The following is an 11,415-nucleotide window of genomic DNA, read 5'->3' as shown; positions in this document are numbered from 1 at the left end:
GAGCCTCTCCTGCTCCTCGCGCGGCAGCCCCTGGACGTGTTCCCGGTGGTGCGGGTCGAGGGCGGCCAGAAACCGCTCGACGGTGTCTATGGGCATGTCCTTCTCCTTGATCACGGAGTGCCGGTCCGGTGCGGGCGGTGCGCGGAGCGCGAGCGGCACCTGCGGACCGATCTCCATCCTCAAGCCCTGGGGTCCGACCCCGCGCGGCCGGAGGCGACGTCGAGGTCACATCTCCGCACCCTGTAACACTTCGCCGCCGACCGCCACTTGGGGACCGGGCGCACCGCTGCCCGGGCGACGGCCGCAGGATGGGCCGAATGGGGGAGCGGTGCGCCCACGCGCCACACCGGCACCGGTGAGGGCGGCCCGCACCGGGCCGTCCCGGGCGGGCCGTCCCCGGCGGGCACGGTCGGCGGGTTCGTGCCCCCGCGTCGACGACACCCCCGCGGGCCGGGCCACGCGGCGGCCGCCCGCGGACGCCGCCGGGTCCGCGGTGCTGCCGACCGGGCCCGGGTGAGGGACCATGGGTGGTGAGCGGGCAGGAACCGGTGGCGACCGAGAGGAGGCGTCGGCGGTGAGGCCTGGCGAAGTCCTCCGGCGGAGCGCCGGGCACGCGGATCCGGCGCCGTCGGGCGGCCTGCTGGACCTGCTCAGCGTCTCCGCGGTGGTCCTGGACGCGCGCGGACGCGTGGTGTTCTGGAGCCCGCAGGCGCAGCAGATCTTCGGCTACAGCGCCCACGAGGCCCTGGGCCGGTACGCGGCCAGGCTGATGGTCGACGAGCGGCACTGGGAACTGGTCACGGAGCTGTTCGCCCGGGTGATGGCGGAGGGCACGGGCTGGGCGGGGGCCTTCCCCATCCGGCACAAGGACGGCAGCACCCGCCTGGTGGAGTTCCGCAACGTACGGCTGGAGGGCGAGGACGGAGACTTCTACGCCCTGGGCATCGCCGCCGACCACGCCGCCCTCAAGCGCGCGGAGCGCGACCTGGCGCTCACCTCGCACCTGTTCGCGCAGTCCCCGGTCGGACTGGGGATCGTGGACACCGACCTGCGGTACCTGGTGGTCAATCCCGCTCTGGAGCGCATCAACGGCCGGCCGGCGCACCGGCATGTCGGCCGGCCCGTCCACGAGGTGCTGGACTTCATGGATCCCGCTCCGGTCGAGGGCGCGTTGCGCCTCGTCCTGGACAGCGGCGAGCCGTTGCTGGACCAGTTCGCCGTGGCACCCACCCCCGCCGACCCGGGAGGCCGCGACCACGCCTGGTCGGTCTCCTACTTCCGGCTGGAGGACAGCGCCGGGCAGGTGCTCGGAGCCGCCGTCGAGCTCGTGGACGTCACCGAGCAGCACCGCGCGTCCGCGGAGGCCGCCGAGGCACGGCGGCGCCTGGCCATGATCGCCGACGCCTCGGCGCGCGTCGGCACCACCCTCGACCTGGAGACCACGGCCGACGAACTGGCCGGGAGCTGTGTGCCGGAGCTGGCCGACCTGGCCGTCGTCGACGTGCTGGACGCCGTACTGCGGGGCAGCGACCGGAACTGGACGCCCAGTGGCCCGGCCGCCGTCCGCACCCTGGCGCTCGCCGCCCACGCCGTGCCGGCCCTCTCCTTCCCCGCCGGGCACCTCGCCCGGTACGACCCCGAGCACCTGGTCACCCAGTGCATGACCACCGGCCGGCCGGTCCTCGCCCCGCATCTCACCGGCGAGGACCTGGCCCGCGTCGCCCCGGCGCGCGCCGCCGCCGTCCTCGCCCGGGCCGGAACGCACTCCTGCCTGGCCGTCCCGCTCACCTCACGCGGCCGCGTGCTGGGCGCCCTGGGCCTCGCGCGCGGCCGCAACCCGGTGCCGTTCGACGACGACGACGCCGTGCTGGCCCTCGAACTCGCCTCCCGCGCGGCCGTCAGCATCGACCACGCCCGCTACTACCAGAACCAGCGCCAGGCCGCCGAGGACCTCCAGCGCAGCCTCCTGCCCCAGAAGCCCCCGCACCGCCCGGGCGTGGACACCGCCTGCCGCTACCAGCCCGCCTCGTCCATCTGCGGCATCGGCGGCGACTGGTACGACGTCATCCCCCTGCCCCACGACAGGACGGCCCTGGTCATCGGCGACGTCATGGGCAGCGGCACCGGCGCGGCCACCACCATGGGCCAGCTGCGCATGGCGACCCGCACCCTGGCCGCGCTCGAGATGGACCCCGCCGAGCTCCTGCACCACCTCGACCGCATCACCGGCGACCTGGAACAGCAGTTCGCCACCTGTACCTATGCCGTGTACGACCCGCACCGCGCCTGCTGCCGCATCGCCGCCGCCGGCCACCTGCCGCCGGTACTGCTCCCCGCCGGCGGAGCCCCGGAGCTCCTCGACGTCCCCACCGGCGTGCCCCTCGGCGTGGGCCACGTCCGTTCCCGGACCGTCCGGGTGCGGGTCGGGCCCGGAGACGGCCTCCTGCTCTACACCGACGGCCTCGTCGAAACCCGCAGCCACCCCCTGGACGCGCAGCTCGACCTGCTCCTGCGGCTCCTCGCGGGCCCCCCGCGCCCCCTGGAGGAGACCTGCGACCACCTCCTGCACGCGCTGCGCCACCCCGACGAACCCGACGACGTCGCCCTCCTCATGGCCCGCGTGCGCTCCGGACGAGGGGACCGCGGTCGCAGGTCCTGAACACCGGGACCCGGGGTGAGCGGGTCCCTTGTCAACCCTTGAAGGATCTCGTGTCCGAAGGCTTGCCCGGCACTCCGATCATTAGTTAAATCAAGATGTGAACTAAGTGGCGGGGGCATGACACCGGACCTGCCCGTGCCCTGCACCCCGCTCCCGCACTCCCCGCGATCACTCACCCCACAGAAACCGCAGGGGACCCCTATGAGAATCAGATCCCTGGGCGTCGCGCTCGCCGCCGCGGCAGCGCTCGTCGCCCTTCCCGCCACCCGCCCACCGGCCGCCGCGGCGGCCGAGACCCCGCTGTCCCAGGGGCGGACCGCCACGTCGTCGTCCGACGAGAACGCGGGCACCCCCGCCGCCCACGCCGTGGACGGCGACCCCGGCACCCGCTGGTCCTCGGCGGCCAGTGACCCGCAGTGGCTGCGGGTCGACCTCGGCGCGACGGCCTCCGTCACCAGGGTCGTCCTCCACTGGGAGACCGCCTACGGCAAAGACTACAAGGTCCAGATCTCCGCGGACGGCAGCGACTGGACCGATCTGAAGTCCGTGACCGGCGGCGACGGCGGCATCGACACCCTCGACGTCTCCGGCCAGGGCCGTTACGTACGGATGTACGGCATCCACCGCGCCACCCCATGGGGCTACTCCCTCTGGGAGTTCCAGGTCTTCGGCACCACCGGCGGCTCCACCCCCGCCTCCTGCGGCGCCGCCGACGCCGCCAGGGGCAGGCCCGCGTCGGCCTCCTCGACCGAGAACGCGGGCACCCCCGCCTCCGCCGCCTTCGACGGCGACCCCGGCACCCGCTGGTCCAGCGCGGCCTCGGACCCGCAGTGGGTGCAGGTCGACCTGGGCTCGGTCCAGGACCTGTGCAGGGTGGACCTGACCTGGGAGGCGGCCCACGCCAAGGAGTTCCAGATCCAGGCTTCCGCCGACGGCCGGAGCTGGACCACGCTGAGGAGCGTCACCGGCGCGACCGGCGGCAGCGCCTCCTACGACGTCAGCGGCTCGGGCCGGTACCTGCGCGTGTACGGCACGGTTCGCGCGACCGGCTACGGCTACTCACTGTGGGAGGTCGCCGTCCACACCGGCTCGTCCGGCGGCATCCCGCCCGTCCAGGGCGGTGGCGACCTCGGCCCCAACGTCATCGTGGTCGACCCCTCCACCCCCGGCCTGCAGCAGAAGTTCGACCAGGTCTTCGCCCAGCAGGAGGCCGCCCAGTTCGGCACCGGCCGCTACCAGTTCCTGCTCAAGCCGGGCACCTACAACGGCATCAACGCCCAACTCGGCTTCTACACCTCGGTCTCCGGGCTCGGCCTCAATCCCGACGACACCCGGATCAACGGGGACATCACCGTCGACGCCGGCTGGTTCAACGGCAACGCCACGCAGAACTTCTGGCGTTCGGCGGAGAACCTCGCCATCAAGCCGGTGAACGGCACCGACCGGTGGGCCGTCGCCCAGGCCGCCCCGTTCCGCCGCATCCACGTCCAGGGCGGCCTCAACCTCGCCCCCAACGGCTACGGATGGGCCTCCGGCGGCTACATCGCCGACTCGAAGATCGACGGCACTGTGGGGCCGTACTCCCAGCAGCAGTGGTACACCCGCGACAGCTCGGTCGGCGGCTGGACCAACGGCGTGTGGAACATGACGTTCACCGGCGTCCAGGGCGCCCCGGCGACCAACTTCGACACCGGCCCGTACACCACGCTCGACAGCACACCGGTCTCACGCGAGAAGCCGTTCCTCCACCTCGACGGCAGCGCGTACAAGGTGTTCGTGCCCGCCAAGCGCACAAACGCCCGCGGCGTGTCCTGGCCGGCCAACGCCGGTGCATCGATCCCGCTCGACCAGTTCTACGTCGTCAAGCCGGGCGCGAGCGCCGCCACCATCAACCAGGCCCTGGCCCAGGGCCTCAACCTCCTGTTCACGCCGGGCGTCCACCACCTCGACCGGACCATCGACGTCACCCGGGCGGACACCGTGGTGCTCGGCCTCGGCCTGGCCACCCTCGTCCCGGACAACGGCGTCGACGCCCTGCACGTGGCCGACGTCGACGGCGTCAGACTGGCGGGCCTCCTGATCGACGCCGGCCCCGTCAACTCCGACACGCTCCTGCGGATCGGCCCGCCCGGTTCGTCCGCCGACCACTCGGCCAACCCCACCACCGTGCAGGACGTGTTCGTCCGCATCGGCGGCGCGGGCCCCGGCCGGGCCACCAACTCCGTCGTGGTCAACAGCGACGACGTCGTCATCGACCACACCTGGCTGTGGCGCGCCGACCACGGCAGCGGCGTCGGCTGGGAGACCAACCGGGCCGACTACGGCCTGCGGGTGAACGGCGACGACGTACTGGCCACGGGGCTGTTCGTCGAGCACTACAACAAGTACGACGTGTACTGGAACGGGGAACGCGGCCGGACGGTCTTCTTCCAGAACGAGAAGGCCTACGACGCCCCGAACGCCGCCGCGGTCACCCACGACGGCATCGTCGGCTACGCGGCCTACAAGGTCGCCGACTCGGTGAACACGCACGAGGCCTGGGGCCTGGGCAGCTACTGCAACTACACGGCCGATCCGTCGATCGTGCAGGCCCACGGCTTCCAGGTCCCCGTCAAGCCGGGCATCAGGATGCACGACCTGCTGGTCATCTCCCTCGGCGGCAAGGGCCAGTACGCCCATGTCGTCAACGACACCGGCGCCCCCACCTCGGGGACGGACACCGTGCCGTCCAAGGTGATCCGGTTCCCCTGACCCGAGGGGACTCCGGCGTGCGGCGAGTCACCCACCAGGGCTCGCCGCACGCCCGCCGGGCCGGACTCAGCCGCGTCCGCGCCCCTGCCCCAGTGCCTCCAGCACCGCACGCGCCATGGCCTGCTCGCCCTTGGCGTTGGGGTGGGCCGGGGCCGCGGGCGAAGCCGGCTGCAACGGCTCGATCCAGCGGTCCGCCGGAGCCTTGCACATGTCGTGGCCGCGCGTGGGCCCGTAGGTGTCGACGTACTCCGCGCGGTTCCAGGCGGCCACCATGCGGAGCATCAGGTTCAGCCGCTTCTCGGTGTCCCGCAGATAGGGGAAGTCCTTCGAGGCGAACGGCACCGACGGGAAGCAGCCGCTGCCGTCGTCGGGCAGGAGGTCCGGGTAGCCGACGACCAGCACCCGGGCGTGCGGCGCCCTGGCGCGCACGGCCCGCAGCACCCGGTCGACCTTCGGTGCCGTCCGTACGATGTTCAGCGCCAACCGGTCGACACCGGACGAGCCGTAGTGGCGCCGGCAGGGGTCGCCCGTCGGCTGCTGGGCGCCGAGGCCGGCGCAGGTGGAGATGATGGAGCCGAACCCGATGTCGTTGCCGCCGATCTGGACCGTCACCAGGTCGGTGTCCCGGCGCAGCGCGTCGAGCTGGGCGTCGTTGGTGCCCTGCGGCTTCCACATCTCCTCGGTCGTCGCTCCGCCGCAGCTCACGTCCCTGAACGTCACGGTCTTCCGCTCCGCCGCCACGACCGAGGGGTAATTGCTGTCCGAGCGCGCGCAGTCGGCGTCGACCTGCCGCGGGATGCCGGGGCCCGAGGTGTAGGAGTCCCCGAGGGCCACGTAATGCGTGATCCGGCCGGCCTTCCCGCCGTGCGCCGCCGCGGGCGCCGTCGCACCGGCCACGAGAGCGCACCCGCCGAGCGCCGCCCCCATGACGACCGGCCACCGGCGCCGTCTCGCGGTTCCACCCGCCTGCCTGTGACTGCCCATCAGGTTCTCTCCCCCGCACCGTGACATCACCGTCGTCGCGCGTTCAACGGGCCTTGTATACCGCTCGGTACGTCCCCGGGGCCAGAGCCGTGCCGGAACGGGCGCAGCGAGCCGGGACGGACAGCGGCGGCTCCGCCGTGCCGCCGAGGTGGGACACGGCGGCCTCAGCCGCCGGCCGGCTCCGGCTGCGCCTGTCCCCGCTCCGGGGCGTCGGAGGCCGTGTAGAACACCGACGTGCCCTGCTTGGTGCGTTGCGCCCGGCCCTTGGCCACCAGGCTCTCGAGGGTGGTCCGTACGACGGTCGTCCTGACGCGGCGGTCGGGGTGGTCCTGGCCCAGGGCGGTGGCGACCTCCGCCGCGGAGCGCGGCTCGCGCTGCTCGCCGAGGTGGCCGCGGACGAGGTCGACCAGGGTGGGCCGGTCCGTCTTCCCGGCGGACGCCTCGGCCGAGGACTTCTTGGCCGCCGGCTTCTTGCCCGTTCTGCCCGGACTCCGCCCGGCGGTACCGGCCTTGGCCGCGGCCTTCTTGCGGGGAGCGGGTACGGCGGNCTCGCGTCGGCCGCCGGCTGCGCGGGCGGCGCCGTCATGCCGAGCGCCTGCCGCATGTTCACCAGCACGCCGTGATCGCGCTGCAGCGTGGCCAACTGGTCCTGCAACGCGGCGATTTCGGAGCTGATACGTTCCTGCTCCCTCAGGTTCCGCTCCAGGTCGCCGGACACTTGAGCGGCGTACTGCGATGCCAGGTCGGTGACTGTCGTACTCTCGGACATGGTGTTGGCCCCTTCTCGTCGGCTGATGGCGGCGCGGCGGGAGCACCGGCCGCACAGTGGCCCTGCGCGGAGACACTCGCGCAGAGATACTACGGACGAACCGGGCCGGTTGTTCGTTCCCGCCGCGCGGCGCGGGCCTCAGGCCTTCTTGTCACCCAGCTTCTCGACCAGCCCCTGTGCCTTGTCGACCGCGCTGTCGATGGTGCCGCTGTGCTTCCGGCCCGTTTTGTCGTCGATGAAGCCGCCGACCTTCTCCAGCCCCTCGGAGATCTTCCCGCCGTGGGCTTCGGCGATGTCCTCCACCTTGTCCTTGAGGTGGGTGAGGTTCTTGAGGTCCTTCAACTTGTCGAACATCAGGCGTCCTCTTCTGTTGTGGAACAGCGGCTGGTCAGCGGCATGATCTTACGTTGGCCGGCGGAACCCGGCGAGCTGCTCCACCCGGGCGTGGACGCGTTCCACGTGCTGCTCGGCCTCCGGCTTCATCAGGACGCTGCGGAGGACGCGGGCGCCGTCGGCGTCGGCGGTGATCCCGGGGTGGCGGGCGGCGAACGCCTCGCGGTCGGCCCTGAGGGTGCTCAGGAACACGGGGGCGGGGCCCGTCATGCCGTCCGCGAGGACGCGCGCGGACGCGGTGTCCACGGCGGACAGCGTGGCGGGTTCCACGGTGGGGAAGTAGCCGACGATGTCCAACTCGGGCTGCTGGTAGAGCTCCAGTGCGTCGGACGCGGTGATCAGTTCCGCCCATCGCAGCGCGGCCCGCCGGCCGGCCGCGAGGACGGAGCCGAGTCCGGCGGGCGTGGGCGGGATGAGGCGGAAGGTGAGCCACAGCGCGGCGGCCGCGGCGCCGGCGCGTGAGCACTCCAGGCTGATCTCCCCGAGGTGCAGTTCGGCGGAGGTGAAGTAGGTGTAGGGCGAGTCGTGCAGGTAGAAGCGGCCCACCTCGGGGTCGCGGAAGAGGACGGCGCCGCAGCCGTAGGGCTGAAGTCCGTGCTTGTGGGGGTCGACGACGACGGAGTCGCACCGCGCGATCGCCCGCCACGGCTCGGGCGGCAGTCCCTCGGGGCCGCTCGCGCCGGCGAGCAGGGTGAAGAAGCCGCCGTAGGCGGCGTCGACATGGAGGCGGACGCCGTGGCGCTCCTTGAGGGCCAGGGCCTGGTGGACGGGGTCGACGGCACCGAGGCCGGTGGTGCCCGCGGTGAGGACGACCGTGCCCACCCGGCCGGTGCGCAGGAGCTCCTCCAGGGCGTCGAGGTCCATCCGGCCCCTCTCGTCCGTGGGAACCGGATGGCCCTCGATGCCCAGGACGCGGCACATGCGGCCGTGTGTGTAGTGGGCGTCCTGGCTGTAGGCGACGCCCTGGCCGGGGTGGAGTTCGCGGGCGACGAAGAGGGCTTCGAGGTTGGCGATCGTGCCGCTGGTGGTGAGGTGGCCCAGGTGGGTGTCGTAGCCGAACATCGCGGCGAGCTGTGCGACGGCCTCCCGTTCCATGCGGGCGGTGGCCGGACCGCCGTCCAGGGCATGGTTGTTGGGGTTGACCAGCATGGCGGCGAGGTAGCCGACCACGGCGGCGGGGTGCGGGGGTTTGAGCATCTGGCCCACGTAGGACGGGTGGAAGAAGGGGTAGTTGTCCTCCAGCCGGCCGGTGAACTCCTCGAAGACGGCGGCGAAGCGGTCGTCGTCGACCAGGAGCGAGGGGTGCGGCCGGTAGGGGCCGAAGGTGCCGGCCCACTGCTCCACCGCGTCGGCGGCTCGGCCGAGCCAGTGCTGCAGGTCCACTGAATCTCCCTCTCTCCGGCTCTCTTGCGGGGTGCGCCCACGATAGAACTTCGTTGACTGCTCAGCAATTGATTGATCAGTAATTGAGGGATTGGTGGATGAGACGGCAGTAAACTCGCCGGGCAGGCAGGTGCGCGCACGGTGCGGGCAGGGCTCTGCGAGCGGGAGAGGACACAGGCAGGTGGATGCCGCGACCCGGCGGGGCGACCAGGCCGCTCGCGCCGCCAACAGCCGACTCGTACGCGACTTCGGACTGCTCATCAAGGCCGCCACCCGCCTGGAGCAGCGGATCGACACCGCACTGCGGCGGGACTGCGGGATCGGCCACACGATGTTCGAAGTCCTCATCCGGCTCTGCCGGCAGCCCGGCGAGAAGGTCTCGCAGCGTGATCTCGCCGACGAGCTCACCCTCACCAGCAGCGGCGTCACCCGTCTGGTGGACCGCATGGAGGAGGCCGGACTGGTCCGGCGCGTGCCGTCCCCCGAGGACCGCAGAACCGTACGGGTGGAGCCGACCGACGAGGGCCGTGCCGTGTTCGTCCGGGCCGCGGCCGTGCACGCGCGGGTCGTCGAGCGGTACTTCGTCGCACCGGTGGCCCGTGACGACTACGCCCGGCTGACCAACTCGCTGCGCGACATCCACACGGCGCTGCGCGACGGGGACGGCTGACAGGGCGTCCGCTGCGCTCCCCGCCTCTGCCCGACCGTCATCACCACGCTGTTCGACCGTCATCACCCCCTGTCGTTCGCCCGTGCGGACGTATGGGGGTGAAGCGTCGTCATCCGAATGCGGCGCTCCGGTGGTGGGCCGTCAGGAATCGACTGAAGGTGATCACGTCGCACCTGCGATTCCCGATTGAGTGGGCGTTGGGCCGGCTCTCGTAGTCGCGACGGAAGGAACACCCATGCGTATCACCCGTACTCTGCTCATCTCCGCGGTGATGACCGCCTCTGTAGCGCTCTCCGCGCCTGTGGCGTGCGCTGTGGATGTGGCCGCACTGTCGCCTTCACAGGCCAAGACGTCTCAGGTAAGTGACTCCCGGGGCGATGACTCCGACCAGGGCAAGGAAGAGGGCGGTCGCGACGGTGGCGAGCGCGGCGAGCGCGGCGAACGTGGCGAGCGCGGCGAACGTGGCGAGCGCGGCGAGCGTGGCGAACGTGGCGAGCGTGGCGAGCACGGTCGGCGCGGTGAGGGCAGGCCGCACGGCGGTGTCCACGCCGGTGGCGGCGCCCTGGCCATGGCGACCACCGACGGCGGCAGCCGCGATGACGACGGCCGTGACGACGACGACGGCCGTGACGACAACGGTCGTGAGGGCAAGGAAGGAGGCGAGCGCGGCGAACGTGGCGAGCGCGGCGAGCGTGGCGAACGTGGCGAGCACGGTCGGCGCGGTGAGGGCAGGCCGCACGGCGGCGTCCACGCCGGTGGCGGCGGACTGGCGCAGTCGAAGGACACCCTGGCCCTGGGGTCCACGCTGGTGCTCGGCGGCCTGGGAGCCGGCGCGTACATGCTGCGCCGCCGCCGGACGGCGGACTCCTCCGTGGCCTGACCGGCCGCTGTTGCTCGCACCTGTGCTGTCGCGGTCCGCGTCCACTCCCGTGGAGGACGACGCGGGCCGCGACAGCGGTCTTTGAACCGTCGGGCGTCATCGGCGCCACCTCGTGATCGAAAGGCACCGTCCATGGCTTCCCAGCTTCCGCCTTCGACGCAGCAGTGCGGGACCGGATCCGCAAGGCGTCGACGTCGGCTCCGCCTGCTGTGGCCCACGGCAATGGTCGGGCTGGGCCTTGTGCTCATCCAGCAGTCCGTCGACGACTCCATGACGCCCCTGAGGTACCCGCCCCCCGCGGCAGTCGCTTCCCACCGGCCCGCACCGGTCACCCCGGTCACCCCGGTCACCCCGGCCACACCGACCGCGAGCCCCGGCGGCGCTGCGGCCTTGGGCGCCGAAGCCGACGGGAAGGCGCTGCCCCGGTCGGAGCCGACTCGGATCTCGATCCCTGACATCGGCGTGGACGCGCCGTTCATCAAGCTGTCCCTCGACGCGAGCGGACACCTCAAAGCGCCCCCGGAGAACGACGCCAACCTGGTCGGATGGTTCCAGGGCGGGGCATCACCGGGCGAGCGCGGACCGGCGATCGTCGCGGGCCACCTCGACACCAAGACCGGTCCCGCGGTGTTCGCCGGGCTGGATCAGCTCGGGTCCGGAGCCCTCGTGGACATCACGCGTGCCGACGGCACCGTCGCACGCTTCAAGGTCGACTCCGTGGAGACCTTCAGCAAGGCGGGCTTCCCCGACGACCAGGTCTACGCCGACACCCCGACCCCCGAGCTGCGCCTGATCACCTGCGGCGGCACCTTCGACCGTGCGAAGCAGGGCTACCAGGCCAACGTGGTCGTCTTCGCCCACCTCGACCCGGGCGCGCCCGCCTGACGCCGAGGAGAGCGCCACGGGGTACGGCGGCTCAGGCGCCC

Annotated in this window: 8 protein-coding genes and 1 pseudogene; 4 read left to right on the top strand and 5 right to left on the bottom strand. The window is 72.4% G+C overall.

All coding sequences use genetic code 11. The features are described from left to right. Nucleotides 1-523 precede the first annotated feature (523 nt). On the top strand, nucleotides 524-2,659 hold the full coding sequence (locus RH94_RS14890) for a SpoIIE family protein phosphatase (protein WP_079189033.1): 2,136 nt from the start codon (nucleotides 524-526) through the stop codon (nucleotides 2,657-2,659). Nucleotides 2,660-2,860: 201 nt separating this feature from the next. Next, nucleotides 2,861-5,410 (top strand): discoidin domain-containing protein, encoded by a 2,550-nt coding sequence (locus RH94_RS14885; RefSeq protein ID WP_073948075.1) that lies wholly within the window; start codon nucleotides 2,861-2,863, stop codon nucleotides 5,408-5,410. A gap of 66 nt (nucleotides 5,411-5,476) precedes the next feature. Here RH94_RS14885 and RH94_RS14880 read toward each other — a convergent pair whose 3' ends face one another. From RH94_RS14880 to RH94_RS14865, 4 genes and pseudogenes are all read right to left on the bottom strand, one after another. Then, entirely contained in the window at nucleotides 5,477-6,394 is a 918-nt protein-coding gene (locus tag RH94_RS14880) for an SGNH/GDSL hydrolase family protein (RefSeq protein ID WP_073948074.1), read from the bottom strand. A gap of 164 nt (nucleotides 6,395-6,558) precedes the next feature. Then, nucleotides 6,559-6,941, bottom strand: a pseudogene (locus tag RH94_RS43410) (hypothetical protein); the annotation flags it as partial. Nucleotides 6,942-7,301: 360 nt separating this feature from the next. Continuing rightward, on the bottom strand, nucleotides 7,302-7,517 hold the full coding sequence (locus RH94_RS14870; protein ID WP_073948073.1) for an antitoxin: 216 nt from the start codon (nucleotides 7,515-7,517) through the stop codon (nucleotides 7,302-7,304). Nucleotides 7,518-7,565: 48 nt separating this feature from the next. Beyond that, nucleotides 7,566-8,939: a pyridoxal phosphate-dependent decarboxylase family protein gene (locus RH94_RS14865; protein ID WP_073948072.1), complete on the bottom strand. Its 1,374-nt coding sequence runs from the start codon at nucleotides 8,937-8,939 to the stop codon at nucleotides 7,566-7,568. A 181-nt stretch (nucleotides 8,940-9,120) separates the two neighbouring features. Between RH94_RS14865 and RH94_RS14860 the strand changes: the two genes are divergently transcribed. Then, a complete protein-coding gene (locus RH94_RS14860; RefSeq protein WP_073948071.1) occupies nucleotides 9,121-9,609 on the top strand; it encodes a MarR family winged helix-turn-helix transcriptional regulator in 489 nt (162 codons plus the stop codon). A 337-nt stretch (nucleotides 9,610-9,946) separates the two neighbouring features. Here the strand turns inward: RH94_RS14860 and RH94_RS40745 are convergent, their stop codons facing one another. Beyond that, nucleotides 9,947-10,348, bottom strand: coding sequence for a hypothetical protein (locus RH94_RS40745; protein ID WP_158073052.1), 402 nt, complete (start codon nucleotides 10,346-10,348; stop codon nucleotides 9,947-9,949). 273 nt (nucleotides 10,349-10,621) lie between these two features. On the opposite strand from RH94_RS40745, the gene RH94_RS14850 reads away from it, so the two are divergent. After that, nucleotides 10,622-11,374 (top strand): class F sortase, encoded by a 753-nt coding sequence (locus RH94_RS14850; RefSeq protein ID WP_073948069.1) that lies wholly within the window; start codon nucleotides 10,622-10,624, stop codon nucleotides 11,372-11,374. The last annotated feature ends 41 nt before the right edge of the window (nucleotides 11,375-11,415 follow it).

This window comes from Streptomyces kebangsaanensis (assembly GCF_001906585.1).
In the GTDB taxonomy this organism is placed as follows: domain Bacteria; phylum Actinomycetota; class Actinomycetes; order Streptomycetales; family Streptomycetaceae; genus Streptomyces; species Streptomyces kebangsaanensis.
Note: the sequence above shows the minus strand (reverse complement) of the source record. Positions and strands in the feature narration are given on the sequence as shown.